At 50.4% G+C, this 19,371-nt stretch carries 18 protein-coding genes; 9 read left to right on the top strand and 9 right to left on the bottom strand.

What is annotated here, in order from left to right; genetic code table 11:
- Nucleotides 1-88: 88 nt before the first annotated feature.
- The 3 genes from LDL70_RS06065 to LDL70_RS06055 form a co-directional block, all read right to left on the bottom strand.
- Nucleotides 89-418: a septum formation initiator family protein gene (locus tag LDL70_RS06065; RefSeq protein ID WP_022712372.1), complete on the bottom strand. Its 330-nt coding sequence runs from the start codon at nucleotides 416-418 to the stop codon at nucleotides 89-91.
- Nucleotides 419-633: 215 nt separating this feature from the next.
- Nucleotides 634-1,911 (bottom strand): phosphopyruvate hydratase, encoded by a 1,278-nt coding sequence (eno, locus tag LDL70_RS06060; protein WP_122092151.1) that lies wholly within the window; start codon nucleotides 1,909-1,911, stop codon nucleotides 634-636.
- A gap of 295 nt (nucleotides 1,912-2,206) precedes the next feature.
- Nucleotides 2,207-4,285, bottom strand: a complete 2,079-nt coding sequence (locus LDL70_RS06055; protein WP_225687764.1) for a murein L,D-transpeptidase — start codon at nucleotides 4,283-4,285, stop codon at nucleotides 2,207-2,209.
- Between the two features lie 292 nt (nucleotides 4,286-4,577).
- On the opposite strand from LDL70_RS06055, the gene LDL70_RS06050 reads away from it, so the two are divergent.
- A complete protein-coding gene (locus LDL70_RS06050; RefSeq protein WP_225687762.1) occupies nucleotides 4,578-6,197 on the top strand; it encodes a fumarate hydratase in 1,620 nt (539 codons plus the stop codon).
- 144 nt (nucleotides 6,198-6,341) lie between these two features.
- Here the strand turns inward: LDL70_RS06050 and LDL70_RS06045 are convergent, their stop codons facing one another.
- On the bottom strand, nucleotides 6,342-6,710 hold the full coding sequence (locus LDL70_RS06045; RefSeq protein ID WP_028233980.1) for a gamma-butyrobetaine hydroxylase-like domain-containing protein: 369 nt from the start codon (nucleotides 6,708-6,710) through the stop codon (nucleotides 6,342-6,344).
- A gap of 157 nt (nucleotides 6,711-6,867) precedes the next feature.
- Here LDL70_RS06045 and moaA point away from each other — a divergent pair, with 157 nt between their 5' ends.
- From moaA to LDL70_RS06005, 8 genes are all read left to right on the top strand, one after another.
- On the top strand, nucleotides 6,868-7,905 hold the full coding sequence (gene moaA, locus LDL70_RS06040) for a GTP 3',8-cyclase MoaA (RefSeq protein WP_370637779.1): 1,038 nt from the start codon (nucleotides 6,868-6,870) through the stop codon (nucleotides 7,903-7,905).
- Between the two features lie 253 nt (nucleotides 7,906-8,158).
- Nucleotides 8,159-9,097: a DMT family transporter gene (locus LDL70_RS06035; RefSeq protein ID WP_370637778.1), complete on the top strand. Its 939-nt coding sequence runs from the start codon at nucleotides 8,159-8,161 to the stop codon at nucleotides 9,095-9,097.
- Between the two features lie 32 nt (nucleotides 9,098-9,129).
- A complete protein-coding gene (gene mobA / locus LDL70_RS06030) occupies nucleotides 9,130-9,831 on the top strand; it encodes a molybdenum cofactor guanylyltransferase MobA (RefSeq protein ID WP_225687750.1) in 702 nt (233 codons plus the stop codon).
- Nucleotides 9,828-10,337, top strand: coding sequence for a molybdopterin-guanine dinucleotide biosynthesis protein B (gene mobB / locus LDL70_RS06025; RefSeq protein ID WP_225687748.1), 510 nt, complete (start codon nucleotides 9,828-9,830; stop codon nucleotides 10,335-10,337). The genes mobA and mobB overlap by 4 nt, the downstream gene beginning before the upstream one ends.
- Before the next feature lie 323 nt (nucleotides 10,338-10,660).
- Nucleotides 10,661-11,470 (top strand): ABC transporter substrate-binding protein, encoded by an 810-nt coding sequence (locus tag LDL70_RS06020; RefSeq protein WP_022712381.1) that lies wholly within the window; start codon nucleotides 10,661-10,663, stop codon nucleotides 11,468-11,470.
- A gap of 531 nt (nucleotides 11,471-12,001) precedes the next feature.
- A complete protein-coding gene (locus LDL70_RS06015) occupies nucleotides 12,002-12,784 on the top strand; it encodes a transporter substrate-binding domain-containing protein (RefSeq protein WP_370637810.1) in 783 nt (260 codons plus the stop codon).
- Between the two features lie 102 nt (nucleotides 12,785-12,886).
- Nucleotides 12,887-13,621, top strand: coding sequence for an ABC transporter permease (locus LDL70_RS06010; RefSeq protein ID WP_022712383.1), 735 nt, complete (start codon nucleotides 12,887-12,889; stop codon nucleotides 13,619-13,621).
- A 14-nt stretch (nucleotides 13,622-13,635) separates the two neighbouring features.
- Complete coding sequence (locus LDL70_RS06005; protein ID WP_370637809.1) at nucleotides 13,636-14,451, top strand: ABC transporter permease; 816 nt, start codon at nucleotides 13,636-13,638, stop codon at nucleotides 14,449-14,451.
- A 181-nt stretch (nucleotides 14,452-14,632) separates the two neighbouring features.
- Here the strand turns inward: LDL70_RS06005 and lpxB are convergent, their stop codons facing one another.
- From lpxB to lpxD, 5 genes are all read right to left on the bottom strand, one after another.
- Nucleotides 14,633-15,808, bottom strand: coding sequence for a lipid-A-disaccharide synthase (gene lpxB / locus LDL70_RS06000; RefSeq protein ID WP_225687744.1), 1,176 nt, complete (start codon nucleotides 15,806-15,808; stop codon nucleotides 14,633-14,635).
- A 208-nt stretch (nucleotides 15,809-16,016) separates the two neighbouring features.
- A complete protein-coding gene (locus LDL70_RS05995; RefSeq protein WP_028233983.1) occupies nucleotides 16,017-16,895 on the bottom strand; it encodes an LpxI family protein in 879 nt (292 codons plus the stop codon).
- Nucleotide 16,896: 1 nt separating this feature from the next.
- Complete coding sequence (lpxA, locus tag LDL70_RS05990; protein WP_022712387.1) at nucleotides 16,897-17,727, bottom strand: acyl-ACP--UDP-N-acetylglucosamine O-acyltransferase; 831 nt, start codon at nucleotides 17,725-17,727, stop codon at nucleotides 16,897-16,899.
- Nucleotides 17,728-17,823: 96 nt separating this feature from the next.
- Nucleotides 17,824-18,285 carry a 3-hydroxyacyl-ACP dehydratase FabZ gene (gene fabZ, locus LDL70_RS05985; protein ID WP_022712388.1) on the bottom strand — a complete coding sequence of 154 codons (462 nt, stop codon included), beginning with the start codon at nucleotides 18,283-18,285 and terminating at the stop codon, nucleotides 17,824-17,826.
- A gap of 1 nt (nucleotide 18,286) precedes the next feature.
- Nucleotides 18,287-19,333 (bottom strand): UDP-3-O-(3-hydroxymyristoyl)glucosamine N-acyltransferase, encoded by a 1,047-nt coding sequence (gene lpxD / locus LDL70_RS05980; RefSeq protein ID WP_033316251.1) that lies wholly within the window; start codon nucleotides 19,331-19,333, stop codon nucleotides 18,287-18,289.
- Nucleotides 19,334-19,371 lie beyond the last annotated feature (38 nt).

Genomic DNA, 19,371 nt, shown 5'->3' with positions numbered 1-19,371 from the left:
CCAAACTTACAATATGTCTAAACAGCTAATTTTGCACTATTTAAGTTATTGAAAATAATAAGAAAACATCCAATTAACTGCAATTCAGTTAATTGGTCTTTTTGCCGCGATCGACAATAATTGTAACCTCATCCGCATGAGACAGATTCAATGCACGGCGCGCCTGCTCATCCAGAATATCCTTGTCAATTGAACCATCACGAAGCTGCAAAACCTGTCGCTCCAGAGACTCCCTCTGCTCGGTCAGATCAGTCAGCTGCTTATTGAGCGAAACGGTTTGCGCCAGCAATTGTTCCTTGGAATAGATACCATAGGCACCATTATAAGCATGAAAACCAAAATAGGACAAAAAAGCCGTAGCCAGAACCGGCACAATCAGGCGGCCTTTAATGCTTTTACGCTTTTGTTTTGTCCACATACTCACACCTCTGGAGCAATACGCATCCGATACGCGGATATCTGCCCGTAAATAAGGACTGGAATTATCAACACACGATAAATTCCACCCGATATTTATTTAAAGCATATTAGCCTTAACAGAGACTTACGGAACCGGACCACAAGCGACATTAATTACAAAAAAGGCCTGCATTTTCATGCAGGCCTCTTCTTAATTTATCTCAAAACAGGATCTTACAGACCTTTAAAAGCCGAACGACCGGCATAACGTGCCTGTGTGCCGAGCTCTTCTTCAATACGGATCAGCTGGTTGTATTTTGCCAACCGGTCTGAACGTGCCAGCGAGCCGGTTTTGATCTGGCCGCAATTGGTGGCAACAGCGAGATCCGCAATGGTGGAATCTTCTGTTTCGCCCGAGCGGTGCGACATCACAGCGGTGTAGCCGTTCTTATGAGCGGTTTCCACGGCATCCATGGTTTCAGACAGTGTGCCAATCTGGTTGACTTTAACCAGAATGGAATTGGCAACACCCATCTTGATACCATCACGCAGACGTGCGGAATTGGTTACAAACAGATCATCGCCAACGAGCTGGGTTTTCTTGCCTGTCAGATCGGTGAGGGTCTTCCAGCCTGCCCAATCATCTTCCGACATACCATCTTCAATGCTGATGATCGGATAATCGGCGGCCAGCTTGGCCAGATATTCAGCCTGCTGCTGCGGTGTACGGGTTACACCCTCGCCTTCATAGACATAGTTACCACCTTTGAAGAATTCAGTCGCGGCGCAATCCAGACCGATTGCAATTTCTTCACCTGGTTTGAAACCGGCTTTAGCAATCGATTCCATAACGAAATCAAGCGCTGCTTCCGCACTCAGCAGGTTAGGAGCGAAACCACCCTCGTCACCGACATTGGTGTTGTGACCGGCAGCTTTCAGGCGGGATTTCAGTGTGTGGAACACTTCCGCACCGTAACGCACAGCTTCACGCAGAGAAGATGCGCCGACCGGCAGAATCATGAATTCCTGAAAATCAATCGGATTGTCCGCATGTGCGCCGCCATTGATGATGTTCATCATCGGCACCGGCAGGATATGGGCATTAGCACCGCCAACATAGCGATAAAGCGGCTGACCGGAAGCCTGCGCAGCAGCTTTGGCAACCGCGAGGGAAACGCCGAGGATAGCATTGGCGCCGAGGCGGCTTTTATTTGGCGTACCGTCCAGATCAATCATGGTCTGGTCGATTTCGATCTGATATTCCGCTTCATGACCGGCCAGCGCATCAAAAATCGCACCATTCACGGCTTCAACGGCTTGTTCAACGCCTTTACCTAAGTAACGGGTACCGCCATCACGCAGTTCAACTGCTTCGTGAGCGCCGGTTGATGCACCGCTTGGTACAGCCGCACGGCCAAAAGAACCGTCTTCCAGTGTCACGTCAACTTCAACAGTCGGATTGCCGCGGCTGTCGAGAATTTCACGACCGACAATATCGATGATCGCTGTCATTGGGAGTATCCTTCCATAAAGCATGTCCGGCAAAATGACGAAGCGGTTTTGCGTAAAGACAATGCGTAAAACAAACCGGTAGAGCCAACACCGCGCCGCCCTCATCAGCCGAAACGGTATTACAGAAATTTCGCGCTATTGATAACCAATCAGATTGCCGGACGCAAAGGACTTCGGCCAATCAGATGTTAATTTCCGGATTTTCAAACGATATTAAAGTGAAGAGTTTGCGACAGCGGCAAAAATCCCGCCCACAAAATAAAAAAGGAGCAAATGAACTGCTCCTTTTTTACATTTACATTGCCGCTACCCGACTCTGTTCCGTTTTCTGGAAAGCCTTTGCCAGACCTTCATCACGCGCATAAACATCGTCATAATAACGGATTTTACCGCTCGCCTCATCCGGCCACGCGGTAAAATAGGTCAGGTAAATCGGCACACCGGACGGCACTTTGATACCGCGCTCATTTTTGCCGAAATATTTGGTCAGGTTTTCCTCACCGGTACTCATGACCGCAGAAGCCATGGCACGCGGATCGGCCAGACGGATACAGCCATGGCTGATCGCCCGCATATCCCGCTTGAACGCTGCTTTTGACGGTGTGTCATGCAAATAGATATCGTGGCTGTTCGGGAACAGAATCTTCAACTCGCCCAGCGCATTATTCGGGCCCGGCTTCTGGCGCACACCAACATGTGCTTTACCTTGCGCAACCGCAGACCAGTTGACCGAGGATGAAGCCACGCGCTTGCCACCGGCAATCACTTCATAATTATTGCGGTCAAGATAGCCGGAATCAGCCAGAATACGCGGCATCATCTCATTCATTACAATAGAGCGCGGCACACCCCATGACGGGTTAAACACCACGGTGCTGATTGTGTCATAGAAGAAATGCGTCTGGTTGCGCGGTGAACCGATCACCACGTCCATTGCCAGTTGCTCTTTACCCTGATCGAAATATTGCGCACGATAGGCAGGTTGATTGACGAAGACATAGCGCTGACCGAAATCACGCGGCAGCCAGCGCAGGCGTTCCATCGCATAGAGAATACGCTCGCGTTTGACCGAAGATGTTTCGCCCTGCAAGCCTGCGATGGTCGCGCGACCAATCACACCATCCGGCGTTTTTCCCATCAGTTTCTGATAATCTTTAACCGCAGCCACCAGCTCAGGATCATAAAGTGTCCCGTCTTTGTGACGGTCAAACATCTCCTGATAGCTATTCAGATAACCGGCCGGTGCTTTTTGTACGATCAGCGCCAGAATTTTAGGCAGTTCCGCATTGTCCTGACCCGGCTTAATCAGCGTATCCGCTGCAATACAAACAGTGTTTTTTGTTTCCGGCTTCATCGAAGCCAGCTGCGCTTTCAGCTTCTGATAATAGCTGTTTTGCGGATTGAAAGCAGCCAAGGTTTCCGCAGGTTCAGCATCCGCAGCCAGTGCTTTCAGCACCAGTTCCGGCTTGATGCGATTGCGCGGCAGATCATGGAAACCGCTCAGGCGATTGGCAATCACCCGCCCCTCGCCGGCATCCAGCGCATAGCGCAATGCCCGTGCGGTCAGATTGATTTCAAATGCTGCCATTTCACGAATGCGCTGATCTTTTTGCGCAGCGTCAAAGGCCAGATCAGGCACTTTCACCGCATATTCAGCAGGAACCAGCCCTTCTTCTTCTGCCCGTTCAAACAGCGCCAGCACATCTTCAGCGCGGGAAGAAACATTCAGACCGTCAGACCACAGAAGTGCCTGCTCGGTTGCGTAGAAGGACACAATTGCCTCTGCAACAGACTGTTCAGCCTTAACATCCGTGGCTTTCATCGCATCCAGAACAGCAGTCACCTGAGCTGTGTCTGTTTGCACTGCGGTCTTTTTGGCAACCGGATTAATCAGCCCATCGGCACGCTGGGGCAGAGTGCTGATAAAATCCGCGGCTTCAGCATAAAGGGCAGACGGCAGCAAGCCACCTTCATCCTCAGAAATGGCTGCGGTCAGCTGCATATCAACTGCGGTGAAATCCACTTTCACCAGCTTTTCTGGCTTGTAATCGTAAATCTGCGGGCCTTTGACCGCAACAGTCTTAACAGGCGCAGTTGCGGTTTTGGCAGGCTGCGCGGCACCGGCAGGTTTGGCAGTGCGCGCTGCGCCTGCGGCTTGCGGCACCTGCTGAACAGGCTGCTGTATCTGCTGGCGCTGCATTTCACGCGCCTCACGCTTCTCACGGAACAAATCCATCAGATTGCTGGCTGCATTGGCTGACTGCACCGGAGCCAGCACAGAAATACCGGTAACAGCGGTGATAGCCGTTGTAAAAAATGCATTGCGCATGGAAGAACTTACGATCAGGGGAAAGGATTTCAGCGAAAGTGTCATATCTGTCCGTCAGTTCTCGAGCAAAACAAGCTATGCAGGCAGTGGACGGTGAAATGATCCGGCACCGCAATGATTCATTCCCAATAGTGTGTGCCATTGTGATTTAGAAACTTTTAACAATAAATATAATTTTAGCGGTCAAAGCCCCTTCTCCCGCCAAAACTTAGAAAAAGATCAATCTGCCGCAGTGGCAATAGCGGCCACAAGCGTTAAAAGCCCGTCATCTGATAACTTACGTCTGACCGGCTGCCTGCTGAAACCTCAGCGGCAAAACCGGCGAACAAGGTGATATATGGCTGAGCAAGTAAATACCGGAATGTTTCCGCTTGGTGAGGACACAACCCCCTATCGCAAACTGACATCTGATTATGTCTCGGTCGATACATTCAAAGGTCAGGAAATCCTGACTGTTGAACAGGAAGGCCTGCGTCTGCTGGCCGAAGCTGCTTTTGCCGACATCAACCATCTGCTGCGTCCGGGTCATCTGCAGCAGCTCAGCAATATTATGGAAGATCCGGAAGCAACCGATAATGACCGTTTTGTTGCCTATGATCTTCTGAAGAATGCCAATATTGCCGCTGGCGGCGTGCTGCCTATGTGTCAGGATACCGGCACCGCGATCATTATGGGTAAAAAAGGCCGTCGTGTCTGGACTGAAGGCGGCGATGAAAGCGCACTGGGTTCCGGTGTAATGGATGCCTATTTCAAAAAGAACCTGCGTTATTCCCAGCTGGCACCGCTGGAAATGTTCAAAGAGCAGAACACCAAGAACAACCTGCCTGCACAGATCGACATTTATCAGGAAGGCGAAGACGCCTATAAATTCCTGTTTGTCGCCAAAGGCGGCGGCTCAGCCAATAAGACATTCCTGTTTCAGGGCACACCATCCCTGCTGACCCATGACCGCATGATCGAGTTTCTCAAAGAGAAAATCCTGACACTCGGCACATCAGCCTGCCCGCCATACCATCTGGCGATTGTCATCGGCGGCACCTCGGCAGAACAGAATCTCAAGACTGTTAAGCTCGCTTCCACCCGTTATCTCGACAGCCTGCCGACCAAAGGCTCCGAAGACGGTCATGCCTTCCGCGATCTGGAAATGGAACAGGAAATCCATAAGCTCACCCAGTCTCTCGGCGTGGGTGCACAGTTTGGCGGCAAATATTTCTGCCATGATGTGCGCGTTATCCGCCTGCCGCGCCACGGTGCGTCGCTGCCGATTGGTCTGGGCGTTTCCTGCTCGGCTGACCGACAGGCCAAAGGCAAGATCACCAAAGACGGTATCTTCCTTGAGCAGCTGGAAACCAATCCGGCGAAATATATGCCGGACATTGATGAAGCCAAGCTCTCCGACAGCGTGGTGAAAATCGACCTCAACCAGCCAATGGCAGAGATTCTCAAGACCCTGTCACAGCATCCGGTTAAAACCCGCCTGTCGCTGACCGGCTCCATCATTGTGGCACGCGATCTGGCACATGCGAAAATCCGCGAGCGTCTGGAAAACGGCGATAGCATGCCGGATTATTTCAAAAATCATCCGATTTATTATGCAGGCCCTGCCAAGACACCAACCGGTTACGCTTCAGGCTCTTTCGGCCCGACAACCGCTGGCCGTATGGATTCCTATGTGGATCAGTTCCAGTCTTTCGGCGGTTCCATGGTGATGCTGGCCAAAGGCAACCGTTCCCGTCAGGTACGCGATGCTTGCGGTAAACATGGCGGCTTCTATCTCGGCTCCATCGGCGGCCCGGCTGCACGTCTGGCTCAGGACTGCATCAAGAAAGTCGAAGTGGTTGAATATGCCGAACTCGGCATGGAAGCCATCTGGCGTATTGAAGTTGAAGATTTCCCTGCTTTCATCGTCATCGATGACAAGGGCAATGACTTCTTCAAGGAGCTCAATCTCTCGTAAAACCAAAAAGAAAGTCGGAGAAATCTCCGGCTTTCTTGCTTTTAAAATTACGCAGTTTCGAACGGATCGTAGCGGGAATAAAAACATAGTCCTGCGAACTATGTTTCCCGCGAAGGCGGTATCCACTTGTGTCTCAAAACTGCTTTAATGAAACTTCGGTTCGCGGCTGAGATTTTTCTCTTTCAGCTCATCGAGATAACCCTGCCAGCGGGTTTCATATTCCTCCCCGAGCTGATGCAGATAAATCCATGTGAACAGGCCGGTATCGTGCATATCATCGAAAGTGATGCGCACCGCATAATTGCCGACCGGATCAATCTTCATAATGCCAACATTGATCTTGCCCGGCACAGTCACACGCTGCTCGGGCGAATGTCCCTGCACTTCCGCTGACGGCGACAAGACACGCAGCATCTCCGCCGGAAATGAATAATTATGTCCGTTATTGAATGTCACAGACAGGGTTTTGCGGTCTTGGGAAACCCGTAACTCTTCCGGCCAGATATCGCTCATTGAATGATCCACCATATTCACGTCTGCCTTACGTGGTAATATCAGAAACACTGACGGGCAAGAGCCTGCGTGACATAATGGTACTGGACAGCACCATATGTTGAACTTATCTCTCTTATATAGAAGCGATGACTGAAGAAGCCGATATACAGGTAATATGGACGTAACAGCACTGAATGCCCAAAAAACAACGCCGGTAGCACCTATGATTGACCCGTTCGGACGGGCAATTACCTATTTGCGCGTTTCTGTAACTGACCGCTGTGATTTCCGCTGCACCTATTGCATGGCCGAACATATGACCTTTCTGCCGAAGAAAGATCTGTTATCGCTGGAAGAACTCGACCGCCTTTGTTCAACTTTTATTGATAAGGGCGTGCGAAAAATCCGCCTCACCGGTGGTGAGCCGCTGGTGCGTAAAAATATCATGCACCTCATCGGCAGTCTGTCGCGTCATATTGAAGCCGGTGCGCTTGATGAGCTGACTTTGACCACCAATGGTTCGCAGCTCTCCCGCTACGCAGAGGAACTGGCAGCCTGCGGTATCAAACGCATCAATGTCTCGCTCGACACGCTGGATGCGGAAAAGTTCAAGACAATTACCCGCTGGGGTGATCTGGCACAGGTTCTGCGCGGTATTGATGCCGCGCAAAAAGCAGGCATTCATATCAAGCTCAATGCCGTGGCTCTCAAAGGTTTCAACGATCATGAGGTTCCGGACATGCTGCGCTGGGCGCATGGCCGCGGCATGGATATGACACTGATTGAAACCATGCCGATGGGCGAGATTGATCTCGACCGCACTGATCAGTATCTGCCGCTCTCCATGCTGCGTGCTACGCTTGCCCGTCAGTTCACCATGACTGATATTCCCTACCAGACAGGTGGGCCTGCCCGTTATGTGCAGATTTCGGAAACCAGCGGCCGCCTCGGCTTTATTACGCCGATGACTCATAATTTCTGCGAAAGCTGCAACCGTGTGCGTATCACCTGCACCGGCACGCTTTATATGTGCCTTGGTCAGGAAGATGCGGCCGACCTTCGTGAACCGTTGCGGGCAAGTGCTGATAATGCGCTGCTGTCGGAAGCAATCGACAATGCAATTTTGCGCAAGCCAAAAGGCCATGACTTCATCATCGACCGGCGGCATAACCGCCCTGCAGTCTCTCGCCATATGAGTGTCACCGGCGGCTAAAGCGCATCAGCGTTAAGTGCACTCATTTAACGCCCGCGACCATGCGATGTGCACATGGCCTAATCCGGATTATAAACCGGCATTATCTTGATTTTTATATCATTATTTTGCTGCGCATGACGCAAACGGGTGACCATGTCGCATAAATACTTGTTATAAGTCCGGCATAAAAGCATTTCCGGCAAAAGTGCGTGAGCCTTTTGCGCAGGACAATGCTCTAAATGAAAAGCTCTTCAGCTTTTCCTGCAGGAATATGACCGTGGCACTTTCAGCTAATATCCGCTCCAGTCTTTATATGATGCTCGGCATGGGTGTTTTCGCCATCGGCGATGCTCTGACCAAATATTCCACGCAGACGCTCAATCTCGGGCAGTTCATGTTTATGCGCGGATTATTATGCATTCTCCTGCTGGCCTTTATTGCCGCCCGACAGGGCGTGCTCAGCCGCTGGCGCGATGCATTAGACAAAGTCACCATCCTGCGCGGCTTTGGTGAGGTCGGCGCGACGACCTTTTATCTGGTGGGACTCACACATCTGTCCCTCGCATTTGTCTCATCCGTCTATCAGGCAGTGCCGCTGGCTGTAACGCTGGGCGCAGTGCTGTTTCTCGGGGAGAAAGTCGGCTGGCGACGCTGGTTGTCAATTGGCATCGGCTTTATCGGCGTGCTGATTATCATCCGCCCCGGTGGCGATGGTGCCGGTAATGGAATGAATGCTTATGCCCTGCTTTTGCTTGTTGGTGTCTGCTTTACTGCCATGCGCGATCTCTCTACCCGTCGTATCAATATGCAAATCCCCACCATTCTGATTTCTGCCATGACTTCGATTATGATTACCATTACCGGTTTCATTATCATGCAGACAGATACCGGCTGGGTGCAGCCGACGACGACAGATATTATCCATGTCAGCATTGCTGCTGTGCTGCTCATCATCGGCTATCACTGCATTATCCTTGCCACCCGTGCCGGTGACATGTCCTTTGCGTCGCCGTTTCGCTATACCAGCCTGCTTTGGGCAATCGCGCTGAGCTATCTTGTATTCAATCAGATACCGGATCAGAATACGCTGATCGGCTCGGCAATCGTGGTCGCCAGCGGTTGCTATATGCTTTATCGTGAAGCAATTACGGGCTACCGGATGCGCAGGGAGTTGCGCCGGCAAAATGCCGGAAGCAGTATATCTCCCTGAAATCCGGCTTTTCAATCAAAGGTGCGTCAGTCATGTCTGTCCCGATCATATCTACCGGCAAACAAGTGCTGACAGGTAAAAATGTTTTGGGGCTCATTCTGGCAGGCGGCAGCAGTCAGCGCCTCGGCGGCGGCGACAAATCCCTGCGCCCGCTCGGAGATCATACAATTCTCCATCAGGTATGCGCGCGCCTGAAGCCACAAACCGACCAAATTATTCTCAGCGCCAATAGTGATCCTGCCTTTTTCGCAAGTTTCGGCTATCCGGTTATCAATGACGGAAAATGGCTCAACAGCGGTCCGCTGGCCGGTATACTCGCCGGTTGTCATTATGCAACCCAGCTTGGTTGCAGCCATGTGATGAGCGTGGCTGCAGATACACCATTCTTCCCGCCAGATCTGTTGCACCGCTTTGCGCAAATCTTGGCTGGCGCAGCCTCACCCATGGAGGACACAATTATATTTGCACGCTCGGATTTTGGTGCGCATCCGACCTTTGCACTGTGGCCTGCCAATATTGCTGCCTCATTGGAAAACTGGCTCTCGGAAACCAAAAGACGCAGCATTCGCGTTTTCGCGAATAATCACACTGTTGCCTATGCAGATTTCAGCGAAACTGATAAAATCAGCGGTCTTGATCCGTTTTTTAACATCAACACACAAACGGAACTGGCGCTGGCCAGATCAGCCTGGCAATTGCAGGATATGAGCGGCTGGCAGGAGCGTGAATCATGACTCAGAAAATCTTCGGTATCACCGGATGGAAAAACTCCGGCAAAACCACACTTGCGGAATGTGTGGTGCGCGAACTGACCAAACGCGGCTATAAAATCTCAACAATCAAACATGCCCATCACAGTTTTGACATTGATACAGTGGGAACGGATTCCTATCGCCACCGTCAAGCCGGAGCTGCTGAGGTTGCCATTGTCTCTTTCAATCGCTGGGCATTGATGCATGAATTGCGCGATGCTCAGGAGCCTGCGCTTGAGGAAATTGTCGGTCGTATGGCGCCCTGCGACCTGATACTGGTTGAGGGTTACAAGAACGATAAACATCCAAAAATTGAAGTGCGGCGCAAAGACAGTCCGACTCAAATCCCCCTCAATGCAGAGCAATATTCGATCGTGGCCATCGCCACTGATGAGGGTTTGAGAGATCAGAGCGTACCGGTTCTGGATCTGAATAATATTGCAGCCGTCAGCGATTTTGTTGAAAACTACTGCGGATTGAAAAACTGAAGCCGGAAAACAGGGTTTGAGAACGGATGACAACAATGAAATTAAAACATTAATTTATTTAAATAATATACTGATTTAAAATCATAAATTTAAAAATTAAATTCAAACCCACCCATGAACTGCTGAGCAGTAATTTTCACATTTGCTCACATTGTTTTAAAACGCTTTTTTACCCTTGCCTTTCTCGCAAAAATGGTGGGAATATCCAGCGAACAATTATTACGTCAGAATCCGGTAAAAAATAAACCGATTAGAATAAACCGGCTTTGTAGTTCTGACATTATGATTGCAACTTTTGGATGGGTTAAACGGGTGAAAAGTACATGAAAAATTACAAGAAAATTATCGGAACCGCGCTGTCTGCCATGGTCATGACCGGTGCAGTTTCCCTGACTGCCACAGCAGTACAGGCACAGGAACCTTTGAAGCTGACAATTGCAACTGAAGGTGCCTATCCTCCGTTTAACTTCATCAGCGCTTCCGGCGAGCTGTCCGGTTTTGACGTGGATATCGGCCGTGCGCTCTGCGAAGAAATGAAGGCTGAATGCAAGTTCATCACCATTGAATGGGATGGCGCTATTCCGAGCCTGCAGGCTGGTAAATTTGATGCTTTCATCGCTTCCATGTCCATCACCGATGAGCGTAAAAAGCAGGTTGATTTCAGCAACAAATATTACAACACCCCTCCGGGTCTTGCTGCTCCGAAAGATACCGACATTAAAGGCACAACCAAAGAAGATCTGGCCGGTAAAACCATCGGCGTGCAGATCTCCACAACCCATGCCAATTACGCAGAAAAAACCTTCACGGACAGCACCATCAAAGCCTATCCGACTGCGGAAGAATATCGTCTTGATCTGGCCAATGGTCGTCTTGATGCCGCAAGCGATGACAGCGTGACCCTGTCCCAGTGGCTGAAAACTGAAGACGGTGCTTGCTGTAAGATGGTTGGCACATGGGCTCCGGTTCTGGAAATTCATGGTCCGGGCGCTGGCGTAGCCTTCAAAAAAGGCAATCCTGAGCTGATCGCCAAATTCAATGATGCGATTAAAGCTATTCGTGCGAACGGCAAATATAAAGAAATCAACGACAAATACTTTGAATTCGACGCTTATGGCGCGGAAACAGACTAATATCGTCGGGTTTACCGGCTGAAACTCTCTTAAAGCTGCATCCTTGTGATGCAGCTTTTTTTATGTTTGCGGCCATTGATCCCGATTTAATGCAAAAACCACATCAACCTATGCATAATCATCTGAAAGCCGTCACCTGCATGTCGTAAATACGAGTGTTTTGCGTGCGAGTGACTGATAGAGAAGAAAGAAATTTTTGAAATCCACAATATTAAATTATCACCATAATATGTTGATTTTTAATATTTTATATCAAGAATACCGTCTGATTACCTGCAGATAAGAGTGATTTAAACCATGTCCAGTGCTTTATTTTTCCGTGTGCGGGCAAAACATGATTTTTGATACTTGCCTTTAACGCCGGAATGATGGGAATATCGCCGTTAACAAATTTTTCTTCGCAAAGAAAATGCGCTAAAAAAACGCCAGCGAAGAGAAGAAAAAAACAACAATGCTTCTTACAATGGGACTTATGGGGGTATCAGAAGAATGAATAAAATTACGGGAGCAAACCGTCGTTTCAGCAAAGCTCTGCGCGGGCTGGCAACTGCCGGTGTGGTGACAATCACTGCCGTTGCAGCACTGACCGCATCCGCGCATGCTCAGGAGCAGCTTACACTGAAAGTCGGTTCGGAAGGCGCCTATCCTCCCTACAATTTCGTCAAGGCTGACGGCACGGTTGCAGGCTTTGAAATCGACATCGCCAACGCACTTTGCGAAGAATTAAAAGCCAAATGTCAAATCATTGTGCAGGACTGGGATGGTATGATCCCCGCCCTTCAGTCCGGCAAGCTTGATGTTGTGATCTCCTCCATGTCGATCACTCCGGCCCGTAAAGAACAGGTCGATTTCAGCAATAAATATTACAATCCTGCTGCGGCAATCGCCGTGCCAAAAGATTCTGATATCAAAGGCACAGCAAAAGAAGACCTCGCAGGCAAAACAGTCGGCGTACAGTCCTCAACTGTTCATGCTGTGTTTTCTGAACAAACCTATTCCGACAGCACCATCAACAATTACGGCAGCTCGGATGAAGCGCGTATGGACATGGTTGCCGGTCGTGTTGATGCTGTGAACGACAATATCGTATCGCTGATTGACTGGCTCAAGACACCGGAAGGTGCTTGCTGCAAACTGGTCGGCCCAGTGAAGGCGAATCTTGAAATTCACGGTCCGGGTGTTGGCGTTGCCATCAAAAAAGGTCGTGAAGAACTGGTTGAGAAATTCAACACAGCTATTCTCGCCATCCGTGACAACGGTAAATACAAAGAAATCAACGACAAATATTTTGATTTCGATATTTACGGCGAATAATTCCGAAGAAACCGGTCAGATCCGTCTGGCCGGTATTTTAATAAACTGATCTTGACGGGTGACAAACCGGATTTGCCACCCGTCCTCACAGGGATAGACTAAATGGAAAAATATGCTGTGTTAATTGGCTTTGGTCCGGACGGATGGGGGCTGAGCATAGCATGGGGGCTGTTGACGACCGTTTTGCTGGCGCTTGCCACTTTGCCAATCGGTTTGTTACTCGGTTTCCTTGTGGCTTTAGGAAAGCAATCGGCTGAGCCATCGCTGCGCCTTGCTTCCAATATTTATACAACGATATTCCGCGGACTGCCTGAGCTGCTCACACTGTTTCTGGTGTATTTCGGCGGCTCTCTTGCAGTTCAGAAGGTTTTTGCGCTGATCGGCTTTCAGGGTTCGGTAGAGGTCAATGCCTTTGCCGCCGGTATGATTGCTCTGGGCTTTGTTTTCTCTTCCTATTCCAGTGAAGTGTTCCTGTCCGCGTTTCGCGCCATACCGAAAGGCCAGTATGAAGGCGCTTTCGCCATCGGCCTCACCAATTTTCAGACCATGCGCAAGATTATCTTCCCGCAGCTGATTAAGATTGCTCTGCCGGGTCTCGCCAATCTCTGGATGGTTCTGCTCAAAGATACATCGCTGGTATCGGTTATCAGCCTGACAGATATTCTGCGTCAGACTTCGGTTGCTGCGCGCGTCACCAAAGAACCGTTCCTGTTCTACGGCGTGGCCTGCCTGATCTATCTGGCACTTGCAATTATCTCTTCTTACTTTATCGCCCGCATTGAAAAATGGGCTGAAGGCAGCCGCAAACAGCCGGCAGCAAGCGTGGTGCGTCAATGACAACAATAAGCAATATGCAAACTGATCGCGTTTTTCGCCCTGCTGAGCCGCCTCGTCCGTGGACAGGTGCACGTATTACCGGCCATATACTGGTTGCTATCTGGCTTGCACTGTTCGCCGGCCTTGCAATCTATCTGTATAATTCATGGCAGATTGATCTGGTTGAAACCTATGCACCGCGTTACTGGAACGGTCTGAAAACGACCCTTATTCTGGTTGCACTGTCGATTGTGCTTGGCGCTTTGCTGTCACTGCTGGTTGCGCTTGCCCGCATGTCGGACAACCGTATTCTGGGAGGCATCGCATATGCCTATGTATATTTCTTCCGTGGTACACCGCTGCTGGCGCAGATCTTCCTGATCTATTACGGTCTGGGAACCTTCCGCCCGTTTTTGGAAACTATCGGGCTCTGGGGCTTCTTCCGCGAAGCATGGTATTGCGCGGTTCTGGCATTTACACTGAATACAGCCGCTTATCAGGCTGAAATTCTGCGTGGTGCAATCCTCAGCGTGCCTAAAGGCCAGTGGGAAGGTGCGCATGCGCTCGGCCTGTCTAAGTTCCAGACATTCCGTAAAATCATCCTGCCTCAGGCACTGATTGTTGCTCTGCGTCCTTACGGCAATGAAATCATTCTGATGATTAAAGGCTCTGCAATTGTTGCAATCATCACGGTTTATGACCTGATGGGTGAAACCCGCCGCGCCTATTCCCGTACATTTGATTTCCAGACCTATCTGTGGGCGGCAATCATTTATCTGGCGATTGTGGAAGTGCTGCGCAATATCATTGAATGGATTGAGCGCCGGATCACTGTTCACCTTATCCGATAGAGCGTGTCGCGTTTAATCATAGCCACTACGCTCGCTCTATCTTCTTGTTTTTACGCATGTCGTTATCGGAAAACCGGTACCCACTTTTCCGCGACATGCTTTAAAAGATAAGGCATTTGACAAACAAAAAAGCCTGCCTCTGATCTCAGAGGCAGGCTTTTTAATTGGTCAAACAATCAGATCAGTTGTTGTTTGATAGAATCTCCAGCAGCACATCAGCCCCCATTTCACCGGCAGGCTTATCCGTATGCATTCTAGTGATAATCCGCTCGAAACCATCGATCTGTGCCTGCCGCACCAAACCATCTTCAAGCAAACGCTCAATCTGACGGCACAGCATGCCCGCACGGACAAACTCGTTAAAGAATTCAGGAATAACCGGCGTATCATCAATAATATTCGGCAGTGATGCGCTCCAGATGGTTATCAGCCGCGTAATGAATAATCTGCTGAACAGATCGGCCTTGTAGGTAATCACTGCCGGAATTTTGGTCAGTGCCAGTTCAAGCGACACAGTACCGGAAGCAGCCAATGCCGCATCGGCCTTGGCAAAGGCATCCCATTTCGCAGCCTCACCGGTGACAATAACCGGCTTAACCGGCCAGTCTTTCGTCAGGTTCTGCACATAGGCTTCATGGCGTTCCGGTGTGGGCAGAATTGCATGCACAGTTCCGTTACGCTCATTCAGCAATTGCAATGTTGTGCCAAATTCTTTGAGCAAAGCCTGTATTTCAGACCGGCGGGAACCCGGCAAAAGCAGAATGGTTTTCTCGGCATCTTCTGCCGGTGCTTTGCGGTTTTTCCGCGCTTTAGCCACATCCAGCAATGGCTGATAGCTGCTCAGCCGGTGGCCGACATAAGTCGATTTAGGGCCGGACAGACGCTGCATGACCTCTACTTCAAAAGGCAGAACCGTCAGCACATGATCAATATATTTGCGCATTTCCTTGGCACGCTGCGGACGCCATGCCCAGACAGTCGGGGCAATATATTTGATGATCGGTATCGACGGATCGGCCTGACGTACCTTCTTCGCCACGCGGTGAGTGAAATCCGGACTGTCGATAATCAGCAGGCAATCCGGCTTTTCAGCCACAATCGCTTTGGCTGTCTGGCTGATCCGCATAATCAGTTTCGGCAAACGTGCCAGCACTGCCCCAATACCCATCAGGGCAATCTCATCAGGATCAAACAGGCTCTGCAATCCGCGCTGTTGTAAATGTGTGCCGCCAACGCCCACAAGGCTGATCAGGCGATCCGTTTTCGTACGCAGCGCATCCACGAGATCCGCCCCAAGCAGGTCTCCGGATTCCTCACCGGCCACAACAGCAATTTTCAACGGAAGTTTTTCACTCATATTCAAACCGGCATCCTTTGGATTAAAGTGGTTCCGGTCAGAGCAAAATCATTGGAACCGTATTATCTCTTTATCTGGTCGCATTGTCACAGCAGTCAAGTTGACTGTGCAATGCTTTACCCTGCACCCGATTGAACGAAAGTGCTTCGGTTGCAAGAGCTGCAGCATAATTGCTGAACAGCGGCTGAGCTATACAGGTTTTGAAAAATTATTCGCGCGGACTGTCAAAAGTTACAATAAACAAGCCCTGCGCATCGGCGGATTGAACTGTGTCATGATAGGACAACATCACAGTACGGCCAGCCTCGATAGCGATCCCTGCAAGCCCTGCGGCTGCAATATTGGTCACCGTATCAATACCGATTGTCGGCAGATCAGCCCGCTCATCCTGTGCAGGTTTTGCGCATTTAACCAGCACTCCGCCCTGACGCGGGATGCGGCCTTCCTGACGCAACTGGCGCACACGCTCAATCATATTGTCGGTGCCTTCAGCACCCTCCAGCGCCACAACACGACCGCCGGCAGCAATGGCACCCTGCCCGACATCCAGCTTACCCAAGATAAAGGCAGCTTCACGTGCAAGATCAATATTATGCTGTTCTTTTTTATCCGGCTTAACCGCAGTCAGCACGGATGCTGCCGGTGCCAGAATATCGGGCACAATCTGATGCGCGCCGACCATATGGAAGCCGTAAGATTCCAGAAGCCCGATAAAAGCACGGAGCAAAGCATCATCGCCTTTGCCCAAAGCCTTGAACACCCGCGGCAGAGCACGGATGGTTGTCATATCCAAACGTATATCGCTTAAATGCGGGCGTTGGCGGACACCGCCCGCCAGAATAACATTCTTCGCACCGGCTTGTTTCAGCGCCTTAATCAGGCGGGTGAATTCCACCACTGAAACAGTTTCATGGTCGAACCGTTTGAGACTTTCGTCCGCCTCGCCCTTCAGACAAATGACAAAGGGCGGATTGCCTTTCTTTTCAAGAGCCTCTGCCACAACTTGCGGCAAAAGCCCGTTACCGGCAATAATAGCGGTTCTGGCTTCAGCATCTACGGCCCGGACAGAAACAGCGCTTTTCGTCATATTATGAATGGTCTTCAATATGACCGTGCTTGCCATGCAGAAGCGGTGTCGTAAACGAGCTGCGCTTGGCATCGGCTGTGATGAAAGCAATCAGATCACCCACAGCCGGTGAATCTGCAAACTCAATGCGTACGTCTTCTACGCGTTCTTTCACCGGTTTTGTACGGTCAAACAGCATACGTGTTGCACGGCGCACAGCATGGATTTCTTTACGTTCCAGACCGGAACGTTTCATACCGATGATGTTGAGACCGCCGAGATGCGCATGAACGCCAATGGCCATGCCGAACGGAATAACATCCTGCACAACAGCCGCCATACCGCCAACAAAAGCATGATGCCCGACGCGGACGAACTGGTGCACAGCAGCGCCGCCGCCGAGAATTGCGTGATCGCCGATTTCGCAATGGCCGCCGATCATCACATTGTTCGCAAAAGTAACGTGATTACCGACATCGCAATCATGGGCGACATGGGCATAAGCGAGAAATGTGGAATTATCGCCGACATTGGTATAGCCGCGGCTGGTATCGGAACCACGATGCATGGTTACGCCTTCGCGGATCATCGCATTTTTGCCGACCAGCAGCTTGGTGTGGCCACCTTTATGCTTACCGTTTTGCGGCTCGCAACCGAGAATAGCGTGCGGGAAAACTTTGGCGTTTTCACCAAGTGTCGTAAACCCCGTGACAACAACATGGCTCATCAGCTCGCTGTTATCACCAATCTCTGCGCCTGCCTGAACATGGCAGAAAGCGCCGACAGAAACACCCTGACCAAGTTTGGCGCCCGGTTCAACGCAGGCTGTCGGGTGAATAGAGGTTTCACGCATTCAAATCACGCTTTTTCTTCAGTTATGTCAAAGCCCGAACCGGACTTTGAAAATTAATGTATTTGTTTGCAGGATCGCCTGTAACAGACTGTCTGCTTACGCACCGGTCATTGCAGAGACATCCGCTTCGGCAACTTTAACGCCGTCAACTTCAGCGACACATGCAAATCTTGAAATATTTCCGCGTTGCTTCACTTTTTTAACGCGAAGCAACATGCGATCACCCGGAACAACAGGACGACGGAATTTTGCGTTATCAATTGTCAGCAAAAATACGGTTCCTGCATTTTCAAGGCCCATTTTGAGCATTGAAATCGCACCGGCGGTCTGCGCCATAGCTTCAATGATCAATACACCGGGCATAATAGGGGTCGCAGGAAAATGTCCAGTAAAATGTGGTTCATTGAATGTCACATTTTTGATACCGGTCGCGGAATCATCACCGTCAATATCGACAATACGGTCGATAAGAAGAAACGGATAACGATGCGGCAGAACTGCCAGCAACTTCTGAATATCTGCTGAACCAAGGCTGTTCTGCTCAACATTCTCACTCATATCAGGATTTCTCCTTTTTAGACTGTCCGATACTGCGCAACGTCGCAATATCGCGGAACCACTGCTTCAGCGGTCTGGCTGGCAGACCACCCCATCTCTCACCATCGGGAATATCATTCATCACACCGCTCGCAGCAGCAATCTGCACGCGCGAACCGATTGTGATGTGATCTGCAAGGCCGACACGCCCGCCAAGCATTGTCATGTCGCCGATGGTAACACTGCCGGAAATTCCGCAGTGACCGGCCACAATACAATGCCGCCCGATTTTTACATTATGTGCAACATGCACCAGATTATCGATCTTGGTGCCCTCGCCGATCACAGTATCACTCAGTGAACCGCGATCAATCGTGGTATTCGCACCGATTTCCACACCATCCTGAATGATAACGCGACCGAGTTGCGGCACTTTTTCAAGTCCTGCAGGACCCGGTACATAACCGAAACCATCCTGCCCGATGCGAACACCCGGATGCAGATAAACGCGATTACCGATCAGCGCATAGGTCAGGGAAACATTCGGCGCGATGATACAATCGCGGCCGATTTTACAGCCCGCACCAATCACACTATTCGCACAGATTGTTGTTCCTGAACCGATAGATACACCGGCGCCGACGACTGCGCCCGGTTCAATCGTAACATCGCTTTCAATCTCGGCACTCGGGTGAATCGTGGCATTTTCAGAAATACCGGGAACACCCAGCAATGAGCGCGGATGCACAGCCTGCGCATAAAGCTTACGGCCGACAGCAGCAAAATCCCGCTGCGGCGATTTACTCACCAGAATCGCAACGCCCTCAGGAATCAATGATGCCTGCGCTTCTGCGCATAGCACAGCGGCCGCTTTGAGCGAGCTCAGAGCAGCTTCGTTTTTCTTACCTTCAAGGAAAACAAGAGAATCCGGTGTTGCATTATCCAAAGACGCCAAATGCTCAATTTTCCGGTCGGCATATTGCTTTGTCAGCAATTCGGAACCGGTAAATTGAGCAATATCAGCGACGTTGAGTGCACAGGACAGCGTATAAAATACAGGATCTGCCATCAACATACTTTCTCTCCTGAGGCGGATCTTCTTTTCAG

This window comes from Pseudochrobactrum sp. XF203 (genome assembly GCF_020341615.1).
Lineage (GTDB): Bacteria > Pseudomonadota > Alphaproteobacteria > Rhizobiales > Rhizobiaceae > Pseudochrobactrum > Pseudochrobactrum saccharolyticum.
Note: the sequence above shows the minus strand (reverse complement) of the source record. Positions and strands in the feature narration are given on the sequence as shown.